This is a genomic window from Aureibaculum luteum (assembly GCF_003449015.1).
GTDB lineage: Bacteria > Bacteroidota > Bacteroidia > Flavobacteriales > Flavobacteriaceae > Aureibaculum > Aureibaculum luteum.
Genome location: NZ_QRGD01000002.1, coordinates 153,615 through 176,473, shown reverse-complemented (window position 1 = coordinate 176,473; position 22,859 = coordinate 153,615). Strand labels below are relative to the sequence as shown.

Sequence of the window (22,859 nt, the reverse complement as noted above, 5' to 3'; positions counted from 1 at the left end):
ATTCTTTACATTGAATTAAATCGATACTATTTAATATGGTAATAGATGAATTAGAAAACGAAGACATTTTACAAAGCATTTTTAACGCTTCTTTCGAAGGTATTTTAGTTTTAGACCCTAATGGGTTCATCATTAAGGCGAATCCTGCTAGCGAAACCATGTTTGGTTATGAAACGAATAAACTACTGGAAAGGAATATAGAAAAGCTTATCTCAAAGGAATTATTACTTAATAAAGAAGGTACTAATGCAACCAATTTCCTAGAGCTCAAAAATAAGTGTTTTGGAAAAGATTTGGATGTTTTTGGTATAAAAAAAGACAATTCAAAATTTCCCATAGAAATAAATTTAAATACAATAAAAATTGATGGTATTCAAGGACTAATTGTTTTTATTATTGATATTTCTGAGCGTTTGCTTGCTAAACAAAAATTGGCCTTAAGTGCTATTAATTCTACCAAAATTCAAGACCTTGCTCATGCCTTCGCTCTCGAAGAAAAAGTAATGGAACGAACCCTGGAACTCACCTCTACGGTACAAAAATTAGTGGAGTCTAATTTAAGTTTGGGAGATCAAATACAACTAACCAAAGCAGCCGAAAACAGAATTTTATCTAGTAGAATTTTACTTTCTAACATTGCACAAAATTTCCCTAAGGGATTTGTTGTTGTTGTCAATGCTAATTTAAAAATTGTATTTATTGAAGGAGAAGAGTTAGACGATTTAGGGTTTAGAGAAATCGTAAAAATAGGAGATACTATTGGTAATGTTCAAATAGTACCACAAGAGGTAAGCACAAAAGTTAAAAGTCATATTGAAAAAACCTTAAAAGGAGAACATTGTTCTTTTGAAGTTAAATTTCAAGATAGAACATATATGGTCAATACCACACCACTTATAAATATAGATAAAAAAATAGAAGAAGTATTGTTGGTATATAATAATATATCTTATCAAAAAGAAATTGAGATTGAAATATTAAATACATTAAAAAAAGAGAAGGAATTGAGTGAATTAAAATCACGGTTTATTTCAATGGCCTCTCATGAATTTAGAACTCCTTTAAGTGCCATATTATCTTCTGCCATATTAATTGAAAAATTAAATGCTCCTGGCCATGAGGACAGAAGATTAAATTATGTATCTAAAATAAGGTCAAGTGTTAAAAATTTAGTTATCATTCTCAATGATTTCCTATCATTGAGTAAATTACAAGAAGGTCAAGTAGTTGCTGAACCTGTATCATTTGATTTTATAGAATTTTCAAATTCTTTAATTGAAGAAATTGAAGGTATTAAAAAGAATGGACAAACCATAACCTTGAATTATAAACAACCAAGTATTGAGGTATTTTTAGATCAAAAATTTTTGAAACATATTGTTTTTAATTTGTTATCTAATGCCATAAAATACTCTGAAGAAGAAAAGGAGATAATTTTTAATATAAAAACCGACAAGCAACGTTTATTATTTGAAATAACAGATCAAGGGGTTGGTATCCCTGAAGAGGATCAAACGAATTTATTTAAACGTTTTTTTCGTGCTAAGAACACGACACATATTGAAGGAACTGGATTAGGACTGAATATCGTAAAGTCATATATAGAATTAATGGGAGGTACTATTACCTTAAAAAGTGATTTAAATATTGGAACCACTTTTTATGTGGAGCTTCCAATAAAAAATGAAAAAAAATGAAAAAAATACTCTTAATAGAAGACAATCAAAATGTTCGTGAAAATATAGCCGACATTTTAGAACTGGAAAATTATATAGTGAGCACTGCCGAAAACGGAAAAGTTGGCGTTGTAAAGGCGAATCAGTTTATGCCAGATGTCATTCTATGTGATATTATGATGCCAGAATTAGATGGATATGGAGTCTTTGAAAGTTTGAGTAAAAACGTAAAGACGGCAGGGATTCCATTTATCTTTTTAACAGCGAAAGCTGAAAAAGCGGATATGAGAAAAGGTATGAATTTAGGAGCTGATGACTATTTAACAAAACCTTTTGAAGAAGATGAACTGTTAGGTGCTATAAAAAGTCGTTTAAAAAAGAATGCCTTTTTGAAAAGAAAATTTTCTAATAATATTGAGGGTGTAAATGACTTTTTAAAAGAAGCATCAAAATATTTAGATTTACAAGATCTTTCTAAAGACAGAAGCCTTAAACTTTATAAAAACAAAGAAGAAATTTTTGCAGAAGGAGATGCGGCACATCGAATGTTTTTTATTCATAGTGGCACGGTAAAAACCTATAGATGTACAGAAACTGGGAAAGAATTTGTTACAGGTTTATACAGAGATGGAGATTTTATAGGACAACTGTCTCTTTTAGGTGATAATAGAACCTATATAGAATCAGCTACCGTATTAGAAGATGCTGAAATTTGTGAAATTCCTAAAACAGATTTCACAAAACTATTATATGATAATAGAGACGTTTCTAATAAGTTTATTAGTATGATCTCAAATAATATGATTCATTTACAAGAACAACTAGTAGATATGGCTTTTGCAACTGTGCGTCAAAAAGCAGCTAAAACACTACTGGAACTTGATGCAAAAGGAATGATTAAAGATCAAAAACATAAAGGTATTAGTATCCCTAGAGAAGATTTTGCAGGACTCATAGGAACTGCTACAGAAACAGCAATTAGAATGTTAACCGAATTCAAAAACGAAGGTTTAATTGGTGTAGAATCTGGCAGAAGACTCGTTATATTAAATAAAGAAACTCTAAAAGAAATAGCAGAATTTGGATAATATATTATTCTAATTCCTTCTTAGTTTTTTTAATAACTTATTCGCCACAAATGCAAGCAGCTTTTCTTGTACTACGCTTTTAAGTTCATTCTTAATACTTTCCACTTTTAAATTATTTTTAGAGCTTTTTAAATTTAGTTTAATCAACTCTTTATAAATATTGTTTTGCAGACTTAAAATTTTTAACTGCTCATCTATTTCTTCAAATGATTTATAGCTATTAGGTATCATATCTTATTAAAATAATAATTAGAAAATTTTTTCAATAACGGACTATTTACCTTATTCCTTAAAAAATAAGTCAAGAGCCCAATCAAAGCATAAAACAAACCGACAATTAAAAAGCCAAAAACAAGATTGTCCAAAACTTCACCAAAAAAGATTGCTAATGCAAGTGATAAAATCAACAATGCTATACCTACCAAAGCACTTACAATTAGTAATTTGGTAATAAAAGTAATACCAATCATAAGTGCTTTAAAACTTTTAAGCTTAATATATTCTTCACTACTTTTTATGTAGGATTGTATATTAACATCTGCTTCAAATAAGTTTTCTTTTAACTCCTCAAAAGCCATAACTAGTTTTTTTGTAAGTGAGTATTTTTGGTTTTAAGTTCTTCTAACTTATTTTCTAAACTATCAATAATATCCTCAGCTTTTCCACTCATTGTTGAAATAGTATCATCTAATTTTTGTTCAAATTCTTCTTTTTTTTCATTAACGGCTTTTGTTAATTCTTCTTTAGCATGAGAAATTCGATCAGAAATAATGTGCTTGGTATCTTCTGTTTTTTGTTTAATTCTTTTTCTGGTTTTTTTACCTTTATCAGGTGCGTAAAGAATTCCGATTCCAGCCCCAATAGCAACTCCTGTTAACAGTGCGAATAATGCATTTTCACTAGTATTTGACATAATTTAAAATTTTTAGATGTCCACCAACAAAGGCAGACAGATTAATAAATCAATTTTTACACTACAAAAATAAACAGGTAAATTATCTTTTAAAATGACCCAGGTCATTCATTATAATTATTTAACCTATTAATTTAGCTCCCATAAGTATTACTGGAAAAATGATAATACTTTTAAAAATTGATTATGAGTTATAGCTTGCAACATGCGAAGAAGAAACATATTTTTATAAAGTCATATTCGCAATTTAAGAAATTAGTAACCTCTATAGATATTTTAAAGAATGATAGCGAAATAAATTCTCAATTATCTATTCTTAGTATGTTTACCAATGAAGCGTCTTTTAAAAACAAAAAAGATCCAATTCAATTTGAGAAACAATTAAAAGAATATTGGAAAAAAGTACTCGGATCTTCTATCGAATTTGGTGTCTTTAAAAACCCTGAAATAGGTACTGTATATATTATTGGCTCATTAACATCATTGTTTATGCACGAAATTAATGGAAAAGCATTAGGAGGTATTTCAGTAGGGCTCAATGGTATTTTAAGAGGCTTAGGTGCTCAAGAAACAAATGTAAATACTTTTATAGAGATGTTACATAATGGGAATTATTTATTGATCATAAGAGGTTTTGATGATGACTTACAGCATTTAAAAACTGCATTGGAAGATGTATAGTAGCATCATGGTTTAATAAATCATAAAAAAATAAAGCACCTTATAAACCATTCAACCTATAAAACAGCATCTAAAAGGTATATAATTTCAGTCTCTTTAAGCGGTATTCTGCTATCGTTATCAAAACAAAAAACAAGTTCAATATTGAAATTTCAAAATGAAGTAATCAGTTCTTTTTGTAATTTAAATCATGTTGCTACTTATTTTCGTTTCCTGATCAAGATCATTTTGTATGATAAATTTGATTTCTACCTTTAATAAATATTAATTTTAAAATCACTTAGTTATGTCAGTATTAAAAGTAATTGAAGTATTAGGAAATTCTACCGTAAGTTTTGATGATGCGGTTAAAAATGTTGTTACTGAAGTTTCCAAAACAGTAAAAAACATTAAATCTGTTTATGTAAAAGATATGCAGGCAACAGTTAATAACAATCAGGTAGCAGAATACCGTGTAACCACAAAAGTAACTTTTGCCATTACGGCTTAGTTCTAAATGAAAAATTATTTAGGAAGAGGGTTCCTTAAAGATAAATTCAGTACTGATTTGCTTTAATGGAACCTTTTTCGCAAACCATTGATTTTGTTTCAATTAATTATTAAAGAGTTGGTTAGAAGGTAATAGATACATAATCTAAAAATGAAAGCAGATATACACATACCAAAAGCCATAAGCTCTCGATCAGCGTTTAAAAATAAATTCGGGTTAGGAGAAATGTACCGTGCTTTTATTTATATCCCTAAAGCAATGATAAAAATGATTGAAAATAACAAAAGCCAATTGGTTGATAAAGATTTTGTAAATCGCTTACAATTGGCAGTAACTGAAGTAAATGGTTGTACCATTTGCTCATATGGACATGCTAAATTGGCTTTACGTCTCGGCATGAGTGGTAAAGAAATAAGTAGCTTTTTAGGTGGTGAAAATAATTTTATAAAACCACAAGAAGCCATAGCAATATTGTTTGCTCAACATTATGCAGATTCAAGAGGTTATCCTAAAAAATATGCTTACGATGCTATTGTTAAAGAATATGGTAAGCAAGAAGCTCGTATTATACTTTCTGTAATTCAAATAATAACTGTTGGCAATATGCTAGGTATTCCATTTAGTGCATTTCAATCGAGACTAAAAGGGAAACCATACAAAGATAGCTCCTTGATTTTTGAACTTGGTACACTAATTATGGGTATCCTTCTATTACCCATTGCCATTCTTCATGGTCTTTTAAGAGGTCTGATTGGTTTACCCAATATAAGACTTGATAAAAAAAAACAAAAGAATAAAAAAGATTGAATGAAAAGCAATCAAAGAACACTATTTATGAACTGATCTAGGTCATTTTAATTTTGCTTATATGTTCACACCTTTACACTGTAAAATTAAAATAAATAAAAATGGAGGACATGGTAAAATATAACAAACAGCACAAAGAGTTTCGTGTGATTATTACTCAAGTATTTCCCGATCTTGTTCAACTTAAAAAAGAAGAAGACAAGGAATCTTTTAATGAATTGGTCTTGAAAATTTTACCTGAGATAAATAAATATATAGTTGGTAGGTTAAATTCAGCCATAAAAAATGGACATTTTTCAAAAAATAAATATAAAGCTGATGATTTTATTGATCAACTTTTTATAGAAATTTATGATCATATAGACGGGTTTGAAAATCAGAAAGATTTCTATTTATGGTTATTTAAAAAAACCAATCAATTATTGGAAGATACCATTGTAGAAGAAGAATTTGACGAACTTTTCTTTAAAAATATTGATACGTACACTAAACCTGAGTGGGATGAAATGGAAGAAAACTACACTGTTGATGCTGGTGGTGATTTCTTATTGATTGAAGAGTTAGACGACATGTCATATAACCATAATGATTACACTTTAAACCATGTGTTTATAGAAAATAAAGAGAATAAAATAGTTAAAAAACTTGATAAAGAAATAAGTAAAGAAAGAATTCATACCCAAATAGCTATGGTACTTCAACAATTACCTTTGGCTATGAGTTCTGTTTTTGAATTGTTTACCAATTATAAATTTACAGCAAAAGAAATTGCAGAAATAAGAAATAGTAGTATTACACAGGTCGAAAAATTATTAGAAGACGCTAGAAAAGCACTACAATTAAGTTTTTTCAATAGATATGCTATTAACAAATAAAACTTGTTGAAAATGAATTACAAGGATTATTATAAAATATTAGGAGTTAATAAAGATGCCTCTTCAAAAGAGATAAAAAAAGCATATAGAAAATTGGCAGGGAAATATCATCCTGATAAAAATCCTGATGATAAAACTGCTGAAGATAAGTTCAAGGAATTGAATGAAGCAAATGAAGTGCTTAGTGATAAAGAAAAGCGTGAGAAATATGACACACTAGGCTCTAATTGGGATGCTTATCAAAACACCGGAGATAATTGGCGTGAGTATGCAAACCAAGCGAATCAAAGTGGAAGAAAATCGAGATACGCTCAAGGAGATCCTTCTGATATTTTTGGACAAGGTGCCGCTGGTGGTGAAGATTTTTCTAGCTTTTTTGAAACCTTTTTTGGTGGTAGAGCAAATCAATCTTCTTTTTCAGGAGGTGATACGAAAGCAGAAATGCCCATTACGCTGCTAGAAGCCTATAAAGGAAGTAAACGAACCTTTGAAATACATAATGAAAAGTTACGTATTACCATAAAACCTGGCTCGTATGATGGATTGCAATTAAAAATTAAAGGTAAAGGACAAAAAGGTGTTAAAGGTGGAAACCGAGGTGATTTATATATCATATTAAAAGTTCAGCCAGATCATCGATTTAAAAGAAGAGGGGATGATCTTTTATATAATGCCGACGTAGATTTATATACCGCAATTTTGGGTGGTAAGATAAATGTACCCACCCTTTCTGGATCACTAAATATTACAGTACCAAAAAACAGCAATTCAGGTAAGACACTTAGACTTAAAGGCAAAGGAATGCCTAACTATCGTAAACCATCCACTTATGGTGATTTATTAGTCAAACTAAATGTGAATTTACCAAAAAATCTTACAAAAGAAGAAGAGAATTTATTTAAAGAATTACAACAGTTACATAAAAAAGAACCTATAAAATCAAATTAAAACATACAATTATGAACACTACAATTTTAAACCCCAAAACAGAATTCTTATTAGGAGCAGGGTTAGACGTTTTACATTTTGAGAGTAAAGAATGGATGGATACCGTAGATTTTTGGAAAGATGAAGTTCGTTTTTTCAACGATTTATTAAAGAAAAAAGAGGTTTCTAAGAAAAATGATCCAGTATATGAAATGATGCTAAAAAATCTAGATAAAGTTCACATTGATTTATTTGACGATTTAGAAGTGAGCATTGTAGAGCACGAACAGTTATTATCAAGAATAGAATTGGCTGAAAAAGGATTGTCTGATGATGATTACAGAGAAAAACATCATGAGATTTCATTGCGTATGGCAGATTTCACAAAAGAGTTTAAAGCCTTTAAAAGAGTTGTTTTTGATTATACAAAAAAGCTATAAATTTATGTAACTAATAAATCGCCCATACAAATGGGCGTTTTATAGCACATTTTAAATATAAACATATGAAAGCAGATTTCAGTAAACTAATTAAGGGCGATAAGCCCGTACTTGTTGATTTTCATGCAGAATGGTGTGGTCCTTGTAAAGCACAATCTCCCATAATAAAACAAGTAGCAAATGAAATTGATGGAAAGGTTCGCATTATCAAAATAGATATTGATAAAAACCAACCTATAGCTCAACGCTATAATGTAAGAGGTGTACCAACATTGATTTTATTTAAGGATGGAAAAATTGTTTGGCGTCAATCTGGAGTACAAACCAAAGAACAGCTTCTTTCAATTATTAAACAAAACGTTTAAACATATTATCTAATAATAATTTTAAAATCAAACACCATGGAAATAGCAATTTATAGAGAAGAATTTATAAAGCCAGATTCTATTGATAATTTTTTAGACTTTTATTATAGTATACACATGGAGCACCTTGCAAGTGATTTATTAGTTAAAGGATTGTCACCTAATCAAATTTCGGATGCTGTAGTAAAAGCAATTAAAATTGGAAAATCATCTGGCGTAGAGATTCGCGAACATTTTTTACCATTGCTTACCGAAATAAACCATGAAATTATGAATGACTGTAAGCTCTCTCATTTAGGTTATGGACTGGTATTAATGAATGCTGATGTGGACCTATCTGTTGTAGGAGAGTTTCAAGTGGACGTTTTAAAAGGGTATTTAGAAAACTATTAGTATCTAAATATAAAGTAGTTATTCTTTCAGGAAAAATTGTATTATTTCTGAACCTGCTTACTAACTTTTTTGAATAGATCCATGCACCAAAAGCTAATATAATATACAGAATAATTATTGCGAGCATTTGCTCTAATTCATGAGTGAATTCATAATATAAGATAAGTATACCTCCAATACTTAGACCTATGATTGATAAGGCAGTTATCAACGTTGAAGAATTTGTCTTATCTCTTATTTTATAATTTGCAATTGCCATAAGTAGTAATACCAATAGAAATGTAATTTTGATATTATTTCTCAATAATAAATTAATTCAAAAAAAACAGTTAGAAAAGCAACTATTTTAATCAAAATTAAGGATTACAAAGGGAAAATAAACCAACTTAAAAAGTGAATTTATTTAGGGTACTTATTCAATTTCTAGACCTATTGGACAATGATCTGACCCCATTATATCTGAATATATAGAAACGGCTTTTACTCTAGATAATATTGATTTATTAACTAAAAAATAATCAATTCGCCATCCGGTATTTCGCTCTCTAGCTTTAAAGCGATAACTCCAATACGTATAAGCAACCTCATCGGGATAAAAATGTCTAAAAGCATCTACAAAGCCTGATTTTATTAAATTATCCATTCCATCAATTTCAACCTGAGTATACCCTGCCGTTTTGTTATAATTAGATCTATCATTTTTCAGATCTATAGAATTATGGGCTACATTAAAATCGCCACAAACAATGACAGGTTTCGTTTTCTCTAACTCTTTTAAATAGATTAAAAAATCGGCATCCCATTTTTTTCGATATGCCAAGCGATCTAATTGCTGTCCAGAATTAGGCACATATACATTTATCAAATAGAAATCTGGGTAACTGGTGCATAGCACTCTACCTTCAGTATAATGTTCTGCAATGTTCAAATCATTTTTTATAAAGTCTGGTTTTGACTTACTCAATATGGTAGTGCCCGAATACCCACTTTTATCTGCAGCGTTGCAGTATTGATAGTACTCTTTAAAAGGTAATAATGCTTTTTCAACTTCCTTTTCGCTAGCTCTTGTCTCTTGCAAGCAAATAATATCTGGATTCAGTTTTTTAACACTTTCAACAAAATTCTTCTTTACAATGGCACGTATTCCATTTACATTCCAAGATATTATATGCATACCTATTCCTATTGTTAGATTTAAAACTAATTGTCTATTACTTCTAACTCATTTATAATGACATCAACTCCTGGAGAAAAATACGCTGCTTTTTCAGCTGCTTTTTTTTCAGAAATTGAATGCACAATTCCTCTTAGTTTTACCAAACCATTTATTATTTCAACAGTGATTCCATCTGCTTCTATATCAGCTGAACGTTTAAAAGCTTTAGCAATTTTGCCTGTAACGTCTTCTTTTATTTTTTCTGATATTATTGTAATCGTATTGTTGATCCACTTAACGCCTTTTATGCTCTCTATAACTCTAGCAGCGGCATCTCTTTCATATGCCCATTCTACCTCTCCCGATATAGTAACCCAACCATCGCGTACTTCAATTGAAATTTTATCTTCAGGCACAGCTGTATTCCATTCAAAAGCTTTTACAATTGCTTTACCTATTTCAATATCCGTTTTTTGAAAATTAGTACCATATTTTACATGAATGTCACCCGCAAATGCTTTTACACCTTTTACTCTTTTTGCTGCCTTCTCTGCTGCCACTTTTACGAGGTAATTATCAACTACACCTGTTAGCATAACAACTCCGTTTTCAACGACTACTCCTATCTGAGTTTCATCTACGTTAGGTTGCCACGCAAGTTCTTGGAGTACATCATTCTTTATTTTTAAATCTGTTTTCATTTTACTTACTTCTAAATTAAACAATAACTAATACATGTAAAATTACTTTAGAAAACCACCATCTAAAATGATCTATATCAGCCTATATAGAATTCTTATCTATTTTGACATTATATTTCAAGTTACTCAAGTTTTTTAATAATAGACAACTCCCCTATTCTACTATTCAACTTATCATAGCACCCATACGTTTCTTTAACTTTATAAAGAAAATGATCTCTGCTAGGGAAAAGTAGATATCCGAAACTGAATAGCTAAGACTATTTCTATATATAGCTACTAACTCAATTTTAAAACATGACATACATCAAAATAAAATAAAGCAACCTACAACATTTTAATACCTATTTTAAAAAATCTGGGCTTTCATAAGCTGGATTAGGGTATTTATAAAACCCTTCTCCTGTAGAAACCCCTAATTTGTTTTTATCTATAAATTTTTCTTTTAAGTAGTTTACTGTTTTAATTTTTAATTCATCTTTGGTTTTCTCTGCTTTCATTTTATCAATATTGTAGGCGGTTGTAATCCCTACAACATCAAGAATACCAAAAGGTCCTAACGGTGCTCCAGTTGCTTTCATCCATGTTTTATCTATGGTTTCTACTTCGGCAACTTCACTAACCAATAAGTCTGTTGCGGCACTTAGCATTGGCACTAGTAACGAATTTAGGATGTATCCTGGTTGCTCTTTATGTAAAGGCAAGGCTAACATACCAATAGCTTTTGCAAAAGCTACGACATCTTTAAATACCTCAGGGTCAGTTGTTGGATGACCCATTATTTCTGCGGTATTATGAATCCATATGGTATTGGCAAAATGCAACGCTAAAAATTTTGTAGGTCGACCTGTAAATTCTGAAAATTGACTCGGTAAAAGTGTTGAAGAGTTGGTTGCAAATACTGTTTTTTCAGGTGCTACTTTTGCTAATTTTTTGTAAAATTCAATTTTTATTGTTGGATTTTCAGGTACCGCTTCAATTAGTAAATCTGCATCTTTTACCGCTTCAGCCAAATTGGAACTATACCTTAAATTTAAACGTGTTTTCTCAATTTGTTGCTCTGATGCGTTTAGATCTCTTTTATAAGCTTTACTTAACCTTTCGAATTTTGCTTTTGCTTTTTCTAAAACAGTATCATTGATATCGTAAACGGTTACATGAAAGCCATGAAATGCAGTTTGAAATGCAATCTGGTATCCTAAAACACCACTTCCGGCTATGGTTATATTTTTATAATTCATTTTTATATATTTAAATAGTTTATTTATTTTACCTCAATTAAAACAGCCTTTTTTGAAATTTCTGTTCATTTAGAATTACAATCCAATTTTCCTACTTGTATCACATGTACAATGCAAATTACATTATAGATAAACTGGGGAATACTCTACTTCAAGTTCATTGATAACATTGGTTACTCCAGGAGCACTATATGCCGCAATTTCTGCATCATCTTTTTCTTTTAAAGAGTGAACCATTCCACCCAATACTATCGTATTTTCATCAAGGTGAACCATTATGTTTTTCGAATCAATAGTTGCAGAGCGTTCCAATGCTTTTTCTATTTTATCGGCTACATCACTAGCTGTTGTTTTATGTGACAACTGAATATTATTAATAACTTCTTTTACTCCAAATAAGTTTTCAATTGTTCTTTTGGCAAAGTCTTTTTGATAGGCCCATTCTACTTCTCCTGTTAAATAAATGGTACCGTGATCAACTTCTACAATTATTTGATCCATGGGCACAGAGGCATTCCATTCTAAAGCATCTATTGCAGCCTTTGCAATTTCTATATCTAAATGCTTGTCACTATCGCCATATTTCACTTTTATCTCTTCTGCTATTGCTTTTACACCCGCTATATTTTTAACAGCTCTCTCAATAGCATCCTTTTTTGTTAAATCACTTACAATACCTGTAAGGGTAACAATACCATTTTTTACCGCTACACCAACTTGAGTTTCATCGATATTGGGTTGCCATGATAATTCTTCTAGAACATCGTTCTTAATTTTTAAATCTGATTTCATGATACATTTTTTTTACTATGAAATAATAAGTATACTACAAAGTTAGTATGATAAAGAGTATTAGTTACTGACCAAGGTCAGTATAAAAAAAATTGCCCTAATTCATTTAATGAGTTAGGACAATTTTCTATAAGAAAACGATCGAATCGACTTCTTAAAAGTTTTTTTAGAAAAAATTAATACACCACTTCTAATTCATTGTCTACACTCCATACGCCTGGGGCAAAATAAGCAGTATTTCTAGCTTCATCTTTTTCTTTTAATGAATGTACTTTCCCTGATAATTTTACAGTATGACCTTCCGTTTTTACACTAATACTATTTGCATCAATATCTGCTGAACGTTCAAATGCTTTTTTGATTTTGGTTTCTATATCACTAACGTCAATATTGTTTTTGAGTGAAATATTATTTACCACATATTTTACACTGGTTAAATTTTCAACTGCTTTTGTAGCTGCTTTTTTTTCAAATTCCCATTTTACTTCACCTGTCAAATAAACCCAACCATCTTCAACTTTTACATCAATTTTGTTTTCAGGCACCGCAATATTCCATTTTAATGCACTTACTGCTGCTGTGGCTATTTCAGTATCTGATTTATGTGAAGTTGTTCCATATTTAACCTCAATATCTTCAGCTACCGCTTTTACGCCAACTACACTTTTTGCAGCTTTTTCAGCTTCACGTTTTTTAACATAGCTGTCAACAGTTCCTGAAAGTGTTACCACACCATCTTTTACAGTTACTCCAATTTGAGTTTCATCGATGCTTGGTTGCCATTCTAGTTCATCTAAGACATCTTCTTTAATACTAAAATCTGTTCTCATAATTTCTATGATTTAAATTAAACTTTTATTAATACCCCAAAATTACATCAGCATTAGAATAAAGACACTGACCTACATCAGCATCAACTTATTTTTGAAAATTTTAACAGAGAATACTATTTATTGTGTAAGAAGTATGCTCTACCATTGAAAATTAATTCTGAGTTAAATAAAACATAGAAAGAAATTTATTAGTAGTTGCTCATAAAAGGGTTGGAAAAAACATAGAAAAGATTTTAAATAAAATCTGAAAAATAAATAAACCCACTAATTATTTTAAATTAGTGGGTCATTTACAATTTAACTCTTCCAATTATGAGTTAGTCATCAGGCTTATGAAATCCTACTACTATTTCTATTGTCTAAGTTATAAATCAGATTCGATACGTGTTTAGATAGCACACCTTTACAAGGCTACACAAAACTTTTTAATAAATAGCCTTAGGAGTTGTTGTACGAATCAATTTCTCATTAACAAATTCATAAATTCCCATAGGAGCTTGTTCTCTACCGAAACCTGAATTTTTTGTTCCTCCAAAAGGTAATTCTGGTGCAATTCCAGTAACATGATTGATATATACCATACCGGTATCTATTTTTCGAGCCACCTCAACGGCTTTTTTGATATTGTTGCCAAAAACGGTGCCACCCAAACCAAACTTCGTAGCATTAGCAATACTGATAGCCTCATCTATATCTTTGTAGCTATACAACATAAACACGGGACCAAATATTTCTTCATGGAAAGCATCCATTTCTGAGGTTATGTCTGTAATTATGGTGGGCTCTACAAAGGCTCCTTTCCTATCCATACGTTTACCCCCCAATACAATTGTCGCATTTTGTTGTGCGGCTTTATTAATTTGGGCAATTACATCATTTGCAGCGGCTTCTGTACTCAAAGGAGCTACGTTGGTTTCCTTATCCATTGGATCACCCACTTTTAAAGTGGCAAAAACATCTTTTACTTTCGCTAAAAAGGCTGCTTTCATTTTTTCTGGAACGATAACCCTTTTAGGGGAAACACAAACTTGACCCGCATTCCACATTCTTCCATCAACAGCAGTTTTCACCGCCAAATCAATATCCACATCATCTAAAACTATAAAAGGATCACTACCTCCTAATTCCAATGTTACTTTTTTTGCTTTCGCTCCAGCTGCACTAGCAATACTAGTTCCTGCAAGTTCACTTCCCGTTAAAGAAACTGCCTTAATTTTAGGATTTGAAACCAAACTTTTAATTTCTTTTCCTGGAATAAAAATGTTATTATAAACTCCAACAGGTAAGCCTGCCTTTATAAATAAGTCTTCCATTAATTGAGCACACTGAGGTACGTTTGAAGCATGTTTTAACACCATTGTATTACCAGCCATAAGATTTGAGGCGGCACTTCTGGTGATTTGATAGTAGGGAAAATTCCATGGTTGAATGCTTAGAATAGTTCCAATAGGTTCATAGGAGATAAATGCTTCTCCATTTTTAACTTCTAACGGTTTATCAGCTAATAATTCAGCAGCTTTATCAGCGTAATAATCAAAAATATCTGCGGATAATTCTACTTCGTAAATTGATTCAGAAATTAGTTTACCCATTTCTAATGTGGCTAATTTTCCCAATTCCTCTTTCCTCTCTCGCATCAAAGATGCTACCTTATGCATTACTTTTGCTCTTTCTTCATAAGATTGATTTTTCCAAGAAGCAAAAGCTTTGTCAGCCTTATCAATTATTGCTGCTAGTTCAATATCAGTCATAGGTGCAAACTCTTTCACCAATTCATTATTATAGGGGTTGACTGTTTTAATACTCGATGTTTGTTTTATTATTTCCATTATTTTAATTTTTAGAATTCAAAATCAAAATTATCATGGCAAGTGAAAAGAAACACTGACCTAGATCAGTTCTAAACTTTTTTTGAATTTATTAACACAGTGTTCTATTTATAAATTCCATTTTTTAACCTAATTAAAGTTCAAGTAAAGTTATAGTTTTATTAATACTGCAATATTTTTTTTTTAAAATAAAATCAGTTAAATAGAGTAAAAAAAAATGCCCTAATCCATGTTATTGAATTAAGGCAATTTCTTAGAATTAATAGGATTAAAAATAACTTGTAATTGCTTTTCAGATAACCTAATACACAACTTCTAATTCATTATCTACAGTGTATACTCCAGGTGCATAAAACGCCGTTTTTCTTGCTTCATCTTTTTCTTTTAATGAATGTACCTTTCCTGTTAACTTCACATTATGACCTTCGGCACTTACGGTAATACTTTTCGAATCAATATCTGCAGAACGTTCAAATGCTTTTTTGATCTTTTCTTTAATATTGATAGCATCTATATTATTTTTAAGCGTAATATTATTTACCACATATTTAACACCGGGAATATTTTTAACAGCATTTTTCGCTGAATTTTTCTCAAAATCCCACACTACTTCACCTGTAAGATAAACCCAACCATCTTCAACTTTTACCTCTATTTTTTTCTCAGGTACTGTAATATTCCATTTTAATGCTTTTACTGCTGCGGCTGCAATTTCTGAATCTGATGTATGTGAAGCAGTACCATATTTAACTTCAATATCTTCAGCTACTGCTTTTACACCTAACACACTTTTTGCAGCTTTTTCTACCTCTTGTTTTTTCATGTAACTATCTACAACCCCAGTAAGTGTTACAACACCATTTTTTACAACAACCCCAATTTGAGTTTCATCAATGCTTGGTTGCCATATTAATTCATCTAAAACATCTCTTTTAATACTTGAATCTGTTCTCATAATTTTATAAATTAAATTAAACACTAATTATACATCAAAGATATAGTGGTTCTAATGTGAGAACCCTGACCTACATCAGTATAAAACTTTTTTTGAAAACTTTAACAACGTGAGTATTGTATTGTCCTTACATAGCAATCTTAATATATCATCTGTTATTACAAGCTATTTTTATATAATAATTTGATTTTTAAATAAGACGTACCCATTGAGTGACGTTGCAATTAATAACCAAATAAAATAAGGAATTATCAATATCGATTTTAATTTTAACTCTGGCCAATAAAAAAATAAAAAGACTCCGACAACAAATGCAAGTCCAATTAAAACCAATAGGCCTGCCAGAACATAATGATAATAGAAGAATGTCGGATTCCATGCCATGTTCAATAAATACTGTACGACTAATAAACCAATGAGTAGATTTTTGTTTTCAATTTCTGGCCATAAATAGGCTAAGTAAAAACTAAAACATATCATAATCGTAAACCATGCAAAGCCAAAGACCCAACCTGGTGGTGTCCACGGAGCTTTGTCAATATGTGCATACCAATCAGAAGAAGCTCCATTGCCTGCTAAAAATCCTCCAACACCAAGTGCTGCAAAATTAAGTACTAAAAATAGTATCAGTCTATAAATCATTTTAATATATTTTTAATTGATCACAAAAGAAATTATTTAGATATAACTGTTTGTCAATTTGAACAAATCAGTATGAAAAAATTTATTGAGTCTTTCTATCGTATTCTATAATAAAGCGATGTATACCAACGCCATATGCATCATATAAATATTCAAAATTGATAAATTATCCCCTTATCACCTTTCACTTAACGCATGTCAAAAAGCTCTTGATGAAAATTCTTAGTAGGTAATCCGTTTTTCAAAAAGTCTTTATGTAATGCTTTTCCAAAACCAACGGGACCACAAAACCAAACACTGGCCGACTTCCAGTCTGGAACTATTGTACGTAACTTTTCTCCAGTTAACTGACCATCTCTACTGTCAATTATCACATGTAAGTTCACATTGGCAGCCGCAGCATCAGCAGTTAATTTCTTTAACGCATCAGGTTCCAGTTCAGTGGTACAATGAAATAAATCGATAGGTTGAGATACTCGATTATGAGCGAGGTGTTTCATACGAGCAATAAAAGGTGTAATACCAATACCACCACCAATCCAGATTTGACGTTTGGCAGTATCATCAAAAGTAAAGCAGCCATAAGGACCCTCTACAATTGCTTTGTCACCAATATTTAGCTTTTCAGGTAAGTGGTTTGTATAATCACCCAGTGCCTTGGTAATAAACATAATACGAGGATTATTTTCATCCCAGTCTGAGGCAATAGTATAAGGATGTTGCCCTTCTTTACTATCAAAAGTAACAAAAGCAAATTGACCACTCTTGTGTCCTTTCCATCCCACTTTGAGCAAAATTAAGGTTTCCAACACCTTCATTTTAGGAAAATAGTGTTGTTCCTCTATAGTACCTTCCACTTTTCGTCGCTTACCAACCTGACGTGTCAACACAAGAATAGCCGAGACTACACCTGCCAATAACAACATACCCATTACAATACCCAATGGCTGTGTCCATGAAGCAAAATCTAATAGCACCACTGTGTGAAATACCAAAATGAGATACACCACTGCGATGATCGTGTGGGTCTTTGCAAAAATCCGGTAAGGAAATCGTTTTATTAAGGACAATGCAATTAAAAGAACCAGCCCATAGAATGCCCATTCACCAATAAACTTGGCAGGCCCATGCAGACCATCAAAAAACGCCTGAACCTGATTAAGTGAATCTGATGCTGAATTTGCTCCATCACCATGTCCACGGCCACGCCCCCCCTCTATCAACCCAAGGCTTGATAACCAATGGGGGGCTTTCGCAGCAATCCAATGAAACACCGCAGCTCCCAACCCAATAACTCCTAACCATTTGTGAAGTCTATAAGATTTATCTAAGCCCCCAAGCATGGGTTCTAGCCAAACTGGACGAAGTGCAAGTACCATAGCGATACTCATTACTCCAATACCAATGATACCAGAATATTGAATAAATAAATCACGTATAGCTTTTCCTGTCATTGCATCTGGAAAAGGCATAATTGCCAATACCCATAAACCAGTCAATCCTACGAGAATTATCCACAATGCGATTTTGATATTTCTAAGCATAATCATTTATTTGTCGTGATAAACTAAAATATTCAATTCATATTTATTAATATTTATACCGCTTTTATAAATTTTCTAAAACGTAATCATATATAAATATGTAGTAACTTAAATTACTTTAAATGTGAACGCAACATCCAAGCAGTTTTTTCATGTTGTTCCATTAGCCCTGTTATATAGTCGCTAATGCCCTGAGCTTTCCATTTCTCTGCAATTGGTTCTATTTCTTCTCGAATAAAAACGATGATGCTCTCATGGTCTTCCAGTAACTCTGCAAATATGCTTTGACTATCATTGCCACCTTTTGTTTGTTCGGTAAGGTGAGTTAATTTTGAATAATCTTTTAAAGTAGCGGGTACATAATGACCAAGCATACGTATTTTTTCGGCTACGGTATCAACAATTTCTTGTTGCTCTTCATATAAAGTTTCAAGATAAAGGTGTACGGAATGAAAGTCAGTACCTTCTATATTCCAGTGAAAATTCAGTGTTTTTGAATAGAGTACAAATTCATCTGCCAATATTTTTGACAATTGGTTGGCAATAGACTGTCTGTTTTCTTTTGATATTCCAATGTTTGGTGTTTTCATGTTTCTGATTTTTTAATTAATAATTAACCAAAGGTATTTGAATCTGAAAACTATATTACTGACCCATGTCAGTTTAAAATCTTTTTTGAAAACTTTAACTAAATGGAGTGTTTTAGTAATAAATAAATTAACGTTAGGTAAAATTTTACAATCTGAGAAGTTGTCTTTCTTTTAAGTATCTGTTTTAGATCTTGACTGATTATACAATCTATATATATAATAAAATATTACTCCTGATATGTTGCCAAAAAAAGCCACTGCCATATCTTTTTGCGAATCCCAAACATCACCTTGAGTACCTAAATATGAAATACCTTGTTCTACAAAAAACACATCGGCAACAAGCCATTCTATAATTTCATATAAAGCACTTGCCGAAAGAATTGTTAAAATAGGGAGTATAAATACTTCTCTTTTTTCAAGTTTTAACCATTTTAAAATACACTCGTACAGAGGATAATACAATAATAAACTAAAATGTACTAGCCTATCATAAGGGTTTCTGGAGGAATGCAAGACGTCTTGAAGCCAAAACCCAAATGGATTCTCGGCATAGGTGTATTCAGAACCATACACATGCAAGCATAAAAAAACACAGATTAAGAAATAACTAAAATTGCTAAAACGATACGATTTATAAGTGAAAATTAAAAAAAGCAATGCTATAACAGTTAAGGTATTTTCTATAAGCCAATTGGCAATATCTGTAGTTCCTACTAAAGTGTTTATCCATAAAAACACAAATACGAGTACAAATAAAAATAACTTACGTTCAATAACAGTTATAGCACCACTATACAATTTCATTCCACAACAATTCTTTTTTATAAATGTAACACTAAGTAATCAATTATAACTACCTCGCAATTGCTTTAACAGATAAAGTATTTTCTATAAACCAATTCTTACTATTTATTTTACCAGTTAAAGAATTTACTCAGAGGAGAATAAATAACAAATCAAATTAAAAAAGCTTATGACCTCTATCTCTTATAGTACTGCTTAAACTAATTAATCAATAGTGTTTTTTATTTTTTTTAAATTAAAGGCTAGTATTATTCTAAATATACCAGCAGTAACAAATGCCAATGCTGTCATATAAACAATACTTACGCCTGCTAAAATTGGATTTGCTAATAATAGAAAAGAAAATAGTAATGTAAGAATTCCTAAAAATAGTAACCATCCCCAAAATGGGCCTCGAACTGATTTTAATTGAAATGATAACCCAATTGCCATAAACCCTTGAAATAATAGCCAAAAACCCACATAAAAAGGTAAAATAGCCATAGTCATTAATGGGTGCGTTATTAATAAAACACCAATTATAAGATCTAGAATACCACCTGCCAAATACCATCCCCAATCTTGCATCTCATTTTTACTAGAAATAGATAATGCAATTTGAGATATACCTGAAACAAAGATGAATACACTAAAAATAATACTTAATGATACATAACTTTCTAATGGTGTTTGAAACACCCAAACTCCAGCAATAATATATAGGACACCTATTAAGAGAGAAATCCACCAATTTTTTACTGCAGTTTGTGCTGAACTTAAAATTGAAGTTGACATAACTTTATAGTTTAGGATTATTAATCCACGTTATTTTTAAAAAGATCTTTTAAAGCGGTACCTAATTCATTCATATCATGGGTAAATTCTCGTTCAAATTTTTCTTCGTTTGCTTTTGCTGATTCATTAAAATCAATTACATCTTCTTTAAATTCTTTGCCTCTTTGTGCTAGTTTCTCTTTAAGTTCTTTGTTTTTTTCTTCTAATTTATTCAATGCTTTTGTCAATTTTTCTTTTTCATTTTTATTGGCTTTCGCAATTTTTGTTCTAAGTACTTTAATTTCTTTGTCTGTATTTTCAATAGCTTTTTCAGATGAAGTTTTGAATGTATTCCAATCTGATTGTACTGCTGTTTTAATCTCTTGACTAGAGTCTTTTGCTCCTTGTTTTAAGTCTTTACTCAATTCTTTTGCATCTTGTTTAACTTCTTTCGCATCTTGTTTGGATTGATTACCACAACTTGTTAAAATGCTTCCCACCATAAAAACGATTATGGTAAAGGATAAAACTTTTGTTTTCATAATTTTAATATTTACATTGTTATTATTTTATTGTTATTATTAAAAGATCATAATACTTTATTATATAGCGTTTTTACTAAAAAAATCTTTTAATGCTGTTTGTAACTCACTCATATCCAAAACAAACTGTTTTTGAAAATCTTTTCTTAATGCATTGTCGGCTTCATTAATTTTAGTCAAACTTTTTTCGAGTGTATTATTTTTTTGTTTCAATCTTTTTTTAAGATCATTTCTATTTTGTTCTAATATGTCAAGTTCTTTATTTAACTCTTGCTGACATGCTTCATTGGAACTTGCTATTACCCCTCGTAATTTCTTAATTTCAGTCTTACTATTGTCTAATGCAATTTGAGAATCTGTTTTGAATTTTACCCAGTCTGCTTTCATAGTACTACTAACTTCTACTTGAGAATCTTTTCTTGCCTGATTCAAATCATTATGTGCTGTCTTTGCATTTTCTTTAGCGGATGCAACATCTTTCTTTACTGCCGTTCCACAACTTGTTAAAATGCTCCCTACCATAAGAACTATTATGGTAAAGGATAAAATATTTTTTTTCATTACTATCTATTTTTATTTATTTTTCAAAAAATCTCTAAGCCCCATTAAAAGCTCATTTAAATCTTGAACAAAGTCCTTTTCAAAAGCTATTGTTACTACTTCTTGTGTTCTATTTATATCTTCTATATTTGATTTAATTCTTTTATTAATTTTAACTAATCTCGATTTGAGTATATTCTTTTTTTCTTCTAATGAATCCAGTGTTTTGATCTTTTTCTTTTGATTTTTTTTGTCATGATTTGCAATCTCCCTTCTTAATGCTTCAATTTGATTTTCTATTTTTAATAGGTTTTTTTGAGAATCAATATTAAATTCTTCCCATCCTTCTTTTTTAGTTATTTCAGTATCTATAACAGTATCTTTAGCATTTTGATTTAATGGTATATTGGCTGTATTGGTAGTTTTTTTTGACCCATGTATAGCTTTTGTTTTAGCAGAGCCACAACTTGTTAAAATGCTTCCTACCAGAATTACCATTATCGATAAATTTGCAATACGCATCTCTTTTTACCATTTATTAATGAAATACTTCAACTTCCTTTTGCAGTACATATTTCTCTTTAACATTCATGATATTATCAAACTCATAAATATTTAAGACACCTGTTTGAACCTCAACTTTTGGCATTTCTTCTGCAACAATACCATCAATATGTCCTATTAAAGCTCGAATGGAATTTCCATGAGCCGCCACCAATACCGTTTTACCTTTTACAAGTTCAGGGACAATAGCTTCATAAAAATAGGCGACCGTTCTTTGTTTGGTGTCTTTTAATGATTCACCGATGGGTAATTCATCTACATTGACTTTTCTGTATTTCTCATCGAATTTCGGATTCCGTTCATCACCTATGGATAGTTTAGGAGGTGGAGTGCTAAATCCCCTCCTAACCTTCCAATAAAAATCTTCACCAACATCTCTTTTCACTTCATCTTTATTTCTTCCTTGCCAAGCACCGTAATTACGTTCATTTAGCTTCCAACTTTTTATGAAATCAATGTACATCATATCACTAGTATCCAAAATAATAGCGGCAGTTTTAATGGCTCTTTTCAAATAAGATGAAAAACAAATATCAATGGATATATTGCGATCTCGAATAATTTCACCTGCTATTATGGCTTCTTCAACACCTTCGGCTGCAATATCTACATCTGTCCATCCTGTAAATATATTTTCTACATTCCATATACTTTTTCCATGTCTCACTAAAATTAACTTTCCCATCTCTACTATATTTTAAATATTAAAAACCTT

The 22,859-nt window shown here is 30.8% G+C and carries 29 protein-coding genes; 10 read left to right on the top strand and 19 right to left on the bottom strand.

What is annotated here, in order from left to right; translation table 11 throughout:
• Positions 1 to 35 precede the first annotated feature (35 nt).
• Both D3P13_RS06080 and D3P13_RS06075 read left to right on the top strand, forming a co-directional pair.
• Positions 36 to 1,697 (top strand): sensor histidine kinase, encoded by a 1,662-nt coding sequence (locus D3P13_RS06080; RefSeq protein WP_117880435.1) that lies wholly within the window; start codon positions 36 to 38, stop codon positions 1,695 to 1,697.
• Positions 1,694 to 2,764, top strand: a complete 1,071-nt coding sequence (locus D3P13_RS06075; protein WP_117880434.1) for a response regulator — start codon at positions 1,694 to 1,696, stop codon at positions 2,762 to 2,764. The genes D3P13_RS06080 and D3P13_RS06075 overlap by 4 nt, the downstream gene beginning before the upstream one ends.
• Positions 2,765 to 2,773: 9 nt before the next feature.
• Here the strand turns inward: D3P13_RS06075 and D3P13_RS06070 are convergent, their stop codons facing one another.
• From D3P13_RS06070 to D3P13_RS06060, 3 genes are read right to left on the bottom strand one after another with little or no spacing between them, the layout of a single operon-like run.
• The gene (locus D3P13_RS06070) at positions 2,774 to 2,995 is read right to left on the bottom strand and encodes a hypothetical protein (RefSeq protein ID WP_117880433.1); all 222 of its coding nucleotides are present in this window, start codon (positions 2,993 to 2,995) and stop codon (positions 2,774 to 2,776) included.
• Entirely contained in the window at positions 2,992 to 3,342 is a 351-nt protein-coding gene (locus tag D3P13_RS06065; RefSeq protein ID WP_117880432.1) for a hypothetical protein, read from the bottom strand. The genes D3P13_RS06070 and D3P13_RS06065 overlap by 4 nt, the downstream gene beginning before the upstream one ends.
• A 2-nt stretch (positions 3,343 to 3,344) precedes the next feature.
• Positions 3,345 to 3,677 (bottom strand): YtxH domain-containing protein, encoded by a 333-nt coding sequence (locus D3P13_RS06060; protein ID WP_117880431.1) that lies wholly within the window; start codon positions 3,675 to 3,677, stop codon positions 3,345 to 3,347.
• 186 nt (positions 3,678 to 3,863) lie between these two features.
• Between D3P13_RS06060 and D3P13_RS06055 the strand changes: the two genes are divergently transcribed.
• From D3P13_RS06055 to D3P13_RS21870, 8 genes are all read left to right on the top strand, one after another.
• The gene (locus tag D3P13_RS06055) at positions 3,864 to 4,358 is read left to right on the top strand and encodes a hypothetical protein (protein WP_117880430.1); all 495 of its coding nucleotides are present in this window, start codon (positions 3,864 to 3,866) and stop codon (positions 4,356 to 4,358) included.
• 286 nt (positions 4,359 to 4,644) lie between these two features.
• The gene (locus D3P13_RS06050; RefSeq protein WP_117880429.1) at positions 4,645 to 4,848 is read left to right on the top strand and encodes a dodecin family protein; all 204 of its coding nucleotides are present in this window, start codon (positions 4,645 to 4,647) and stop codon (positions 4,846 to 4,848) included.
• Between the two features lie 150 nt (positions 4,849 to 4,998).
• On the top strand, positions 4,999 to 5,655 hold the full coding sequence (locus D3P13_RS06045; protein ID WP_117880428.1) for a carboxymuconolactone decarboxylase family protein: 657 nt from the start codon (positions 4,999 to 5,001) through the stop codon (positions 5,653 to 5,655).
• A gap of 101 nt (positions 5,656 to 5,756) precedes the next feature.
• Positions 5,757 to 6,530, top strand: a complete 774-nt coding sequence (locus tag D3P13_RS06040) for an RNA polymerase sigma factor (protein ID WP_117880427.1) — start codon at positions 5,757 to 5,759, stop codon at positions 6,528 to 6,530.
• Between the two features lie 12 nt (positions 6,531 to 6,542).
• Complete coding sequence (locus tag D3P13_RS06035; RefSeq protein WP_117880426.1) at positions 6,543 to 7,478, top strand: DnaJ C-terminal domain-containing protein; 936 nt, start codon at positions 6,543 to 6,545, stop codon at positions 7,476 to 7,478.
• 11 nt (positions 7,479 to 7,489) lie between these two features.
• Positions 7,490 to 7,897, top strand: a complete 408-nt coding sequence (locus D3P13_RS06030) for a hypothetical protein (protein WP_117880425.1) — start codon at positions 7,490 to 7,492, stop codon at positions 7,895 to 7,897.
• Positions 7,898 to 7,962: 65 nt separating this feature from the next.
• Positions 7,963 to 8,262 (top strand): thioredoxin, encoded by a 300-nt coding sequence (gene trxA / locus D3P13_RS06025; protein ID WP_117880424.1) that lies wholly within the window; start codon positions 7,963 to 7,965, stop codon positions 8,260 to 8,262.
• Positions 8,263 to 8,298: 36 nt separating this feature from the next.
• Positions 8,299 to 8,655 (top strand): hypothetical protein, encoded by a 357-nt coding sequence (locus D3P13_RS21870; protein ID WP_157972839.1) that lies wholly within the window; start codon positions 8,299 to 8,301, stop codon positions 8,653 to 8,655.
• Between the two features lie 412 nt (positions 8,656 to 9,067).
• Here the strand turns inward: D3P13_RS21870 and D3P13_RS06015 are convergent, their stop codons facing one another.
• From D3P13_RS06015 to D3P13_RS05940, 16 genes are all read right to left on the bottom strand, one after another.
• The gene (locus tag D3P13_RS06015; RefSeq protein WP_117880423.1) at positions 9,068 to 9,829 is read right to left on the bottom strand and encodes an exodeoxyribonuclease III; all 762 of its coding nucleotides are present in this window, start codon (positions 9,827 to 9,829) and stop codon (positions 9,068 to 9,070) included.
• Positions 9,830 to 9,855: 26 nt separating this feature from the next.
• Positions 9,856 to 10,512: a BON domain-containing protein gene (locus D3P13_RS06010; RefSeq protein WP_157972838.1), complete on the bottom strand. Its 657-nt coding sequence runs from the start codon at positions 10,510 to 10,512 to the stop codon at positions 9,856 to 9,858.
• 344 nt (positions 10,513 to 10,856) lie between these two features.
• On the bottom strand, positions 10,857 to 11,753 hold the full coding sequence (locus D3P13_RS06005) for a 3-hydroxyacyl-CoA dehydrogenase (RefSeq protein WP_117880421.1): 897 nt from the start codon (positions 11,751 to 11,753) through the stop codon (positions 10,857 to 10,859).
• A 123-nt stretch (positions 11,754 to 11,876) separates the two neighbouring features.
• Positions 11,877 to 12,545, bottom strand: coding sequence for a BON domain-containing protein (locus D3P13_RS06000; protein ID WP_117880420.1), 669 nt, complete (start codon positions 12,543 to 12,545; stop codon positions 11,877 to 11,879).
• Between the two features lie 176 nt (positions 12,546 to 12,721).
• Positions 12,722 to 13,375, bottom strand: a complete 654-nt coding sequence (locus D3P13_RS05995; protein ID WP_117880419.1) for a BON domain-containing protein — start codon at positions 13,373 to 13,375, stop codon at positions 12,722 to 12,724.
• A 428-nt stretch (positions 13,376 to 13,803) separates the two neighbouring features.
• Positions 13,804 to 15,207: an NAD-dependent succinate-semialdehyde dehydrogenase gene (locus D3P13_RS05990; RefSeq protein ID WP_394336454.1), complete on the bottom strand. Its 1,404-nt coding sequence runs from the start codon at positions 15,205 to 15,207 to the stop codon at positions 13,804 to 13,806.
• A 301-nt stretch (positions 15,208 to 15,508) separates the two neighbouring features.
• Positions 15,509 to 16,162, bottom strand: coding sequence for a BON domain-containing protein (locus tag D3P13_RS05985; protein WP_117880417.1), 654 nt, complete (start codon positions 16,160 to 16,162; stop codon positions 15,509 to 15,511).
• Positions 16,163 to 16,333: 171 nt separating this feature from the next.
• Positions 16,334 to 16,804, bottom strand: a complete 471-nt coding sequence (locus D3P13_RS05980) for a TspO/MBR family protein (RefSeq protein WP_117880416.1) — start codon at positions 16,802 to 16,804, stop codon at positions 16,334 to 16,336.
• A gap of 188 nt (positions 16,805 to 16,992) precedes the next feature.
• Positions 16,993 to 18,324: a ferredoxin reductase family protein gene (locus tag D3P13_RS05975; protein ID WP_198679978.1), complete on the bottom strand. Its 1,332-nt coding sequence runs from the start codon at positions 18,322 to 18,324 to the stop codon at positions 16,993 to 16,995.
• 137 nt (positions 18,325 to 18,461) lie between these two features.
• Positions 18,462 to 18,938: a Dps family protein gene (locus D3P13_RS05970; RefSeq protein WP_117880415.1), complete on the bottom strand. Its 477-nt coding sequence runs from the start codon at positions 18,936 to 18,938 to the stop codon at positions 18,462 to 18,464.
• A 171-nt stretch (positions 18,939 to 19,109) separates the two neighbouring features.
• Complete coding sequence (locus D3P13_RS05965; protein ID WP_117880414.1) at positions 19,110 to 19,745, bottom strand: DUF2238 domain-containing protein; 636 nt, start codon at positions 19,743 to 19,745, stop codon at positions 19,110 to 19,112.
• A gap of 204 nt (positions 19,746 to 19,949) precedes the next feature.
• Positions 19,950 to 20,519 (bottom strand): HdeD family acid-resistance protein, encoded by a 570-nt coding sequence (locus tag D3P13_RS05960; protein WP_117880413.1) that lies wholly within the window; start codon positions 20,517 to 20,519, stop codon positions 19,950 to 19,952.
• Between the two features lie 20 nt (positions 20,520 to 20,539).
• Positions 20,540 to 21,040, bottom strand: coding sequence for a hypothetical protein (locus D3P13_RS05955; protein WP_157972837.1), 501 nt, complete (start codon positions 21,038 to 21,040; stop codon positions 20,540 to 20,542).
• Between the two features lie 60 nt (positions 21,041 to 21,100).
• The gene (locus D3P13_RS05950) at positions 21,101 to 21,601 is read right to left on the bottom strand and encodes a hypothetical protein (RefSeq protein ID WP_117880411.1); all 501 of its coding nucleotides are present in this window, start codon (positions 21,599 to 21,601) and stop codon (positions 21,101 to 21,103) included.
• 12 nt (positions 21,602 to 21,613) lie between these two features.
• Positions 21,614 to 22,102, bottom strand: coding sequence for a hypothetical protein (locus tag D3P13_RS05945; protein ID WP_157972836.1), 489 nt, complete (start codon positions 22,100 to 22,102; stop codon positions 21,614 to 21,616).
• A 16-nt stretch (positions 22,103 to 22,118) separates the two neighbouring features.
• Positions 22,119 to 22,829 carry a 2,3-bisphosphoglycerate-dependent phosphoglycerate mutase gene (locus tag D3P13_RS05940; RefSeq protein WP_117880409.1) on the bottom strand — a complete coding sequence of 237 codons (711 nt, stop codon included), beginning with the start codon at positions 22,827 to 22,829 and terminating at the stop codon, positions 22,119 to 22,121.
• Positions 22,830 to 22,859 lie beyond the last annotated feature (30 nt).

What these genes read in the sequence shown, in the direction of transcription:
- D3P13_RS06080 (WP_117880435.1), top strand. Translation starts at nt 36, where the DNA reads ATGGTAATAGATGAATTAGAAAACGAAGACATTTTACAAAGCATTTTT.
- D3P13_RS06075 (WP_117880434.1), top strand. Translation starts at nt 1,694, where the DNA reads ATGAAAAAAATACTCTTAATAGAAGACAATCAAAATGTTCGTGAAAAT.
- D3P13_RS06070 (WP_117880433.1), bottom strand. Translation starts at nt 2,995, where the DNA reads ATGATACCTAATAGCTATAAATCATTTGAAGAAATAGATGAGCAGTTA.
- D3P13_RS06065 (WP_117880432.1), bottom strand. Translation starts at nt 3,342, where the DNA reads ATGGCTTTTGAGGAGTTAAAAGAAAACTTATTTGAAGCAGATGTTAAT.
- D3P13_RS06060 (WP_117880431.1), bottom strand. Translation starts at nt 3,677, where the DNA reads ATGTCAAATACTAGTGAAAATGCATTATTCGCACTGTTAACAGGAGTT.
- D3P13_RS06055 (WP_117880430.1), top strand. Translation starts at nt 3,864, where the DNA reads ATGAGTTATAGCTTGCAACATGCGAAGAAGAAACATATTTTTATAAAG.
- D3P13_RS06050 (WP_117880429.1), top strand. Translation starts at nt 4,645, where the DNA reads ATGTCAGTATTAAAAGTAATTGAAGTATTAGGAAATTCTACCGTAAGT.
- D3P13_RS06045 (WP_117880428.1), top strand. Translation starts at nt 4,999, where the DNA reads ATGAAAGCAGATATACACATACCAAAAGCCATAAGCTCTCGATCAGCG.
- D3P13_RS06040 (WP_117880427.1), top strand. Translation starts at nt 5,757, where the DNA reads ATGGAGGACATGGTAAAATATAACAAACAGCACAAAGAGTTTCGTGTG.
- D3P13_RS06035 (WP_117880426.1), top strand. Translation starts at nt 6,543, where the DNA reads ATGAATTACAAGGATTATTATAAAATATTAGGAGTTAATAAAGATGCC.
- D3P13_RS06030 (WP_117880425.1), top strand. Translation starts at nt 7,490, where the DNA reads ATGAACACTACAATTTTAAACCCCAAAACAGAATTCTTATTAGGAGCA.
- trxA (WP_117880424.1), top strand. Translation starts at nt 7,963, where the DNA reads ATGAAAGCAGATTTCAGTAAACTAATTAAGGGCGATAAGCCCGTACTT.
- D3P13_RS21870 (WP_157972839.1), top strand. Translation starts at nt 8,299, where the DNA reads ATGGAAATAGCAATTTATAGAGAAGAATTTATAAAGCCAGATTCTATT.
- D3P13_RS06015 (WP_117880423.1), bottom strand. Translation starts at nt 9,829, where the DNA reads ATGCATATAATATCTTGGAATGTAAATGGAATACGTGCCATTGTAAAG.
- D3P13_RS06010 (WP_157972838.1), bottom strand. Translation starts at nt 10,512, where the DNA reads ATGAAAACAGATTTAAAAATAAAGAATGATGTACTCCAAGAACTTGCG.
- D3P13_RS06005 (WP_117880421.1), bottom strand. Translation starts at nt 11,753, where the DNA reads ATGAATTATAAAAATATAACCATAGCCGGAAGTGGTGTTTTAGGATAC.
- D3P13_RS06000 (WP_117880420.1), bottom strand. Translation starts at nt 12,545, where the DNA reads ATGAAATCAGATTTAAAAATTAAGAACGATGTTCTAGAAGAATTATCA.
- D3P13_RS05995 (WP_117880419.1), bottom strand. Translation starts at nt 13,375, where the DNA reads ATGAGAACAGATTTTAGTATTAAAGAAGATGTCTTAGATGAACTAGAA.
- D3P13_RS05990 (WP_394336454.1), bottom strand. Translation starts at nt 15,207, where the DNA reads ATGGAAATAATAAAACAAACATCGAGTATTAAAACAGTCAACCCCTAT.
- D3P13_RS05985 (WP_117880417.1), bottom strand. Translation starts at nt 16,162, where the DNA reads ATGAGAACAGATTCAAGTATTAAAAGAGATGTTTTAGATGAATTAATA.
- D3P13_RS05980 (WP_117880416.1), bottom strand. Translation starts at nt 16,804, where the DNA reads ATGATTTATAGACTGATACTATTTTTAGTACTTAATTTTGCAGCACTT.
- D3P13_RS05970 (WP_117880415.1), bottom strand. Translation starts at nt 18,938, where the DNA reads ATGAAAACACCAAACATTGGAATATCAAAAGAAAACAGACAGTCTATT.
- D3P13_RS05965 (WP_117880414.1), bottom strand. Translation starts at nt 19,745, where the DNA reads ATGAAATTGTATAGTGGTGCTATAACTGTTATTGAACGTAAGTTATTT.
- D3P13_RS05960 (WP_117880413.1), bottom strand. Translation starts at nt 20,519, where the DNA reads ATGTCAACTTCAATTTTAAGTTCAGCACAAACTGCAGTAAAAAATTGG.
- D3P13_RS05955 (WP_157972837.1), bottom strand. Translation starts at nt 21,040, where the DNA reads ATGAAAACAAAAGTTTTATCCTTTACCATAATCGTTTTTATGGTGGGA.
- D3P13_RS05950 (WP_117880411.1), bottom strand. Translation starts at nt 21,601, where the DNA reads ATGAAAAAAAATATTTTATCCTTTACCATAATAGTTCTTATGGTAGGG.
- D3P13_RS05945 (WP_157972836.1), bottom strand. Translation starts at nt 22,102, where the DNA reads ATGCGTATTGCAAATTTATCGATAATGGTAATTCTGGTAGGAAGCATT.
- D3P13_RS05940 (WP_117880409.1), bottom strand. Translation starts at nt 22,829, where the DNA reads ATGGGAAAGTTAATTTTAGTGAGACATGGAAAAAGTATATGGAATGTA.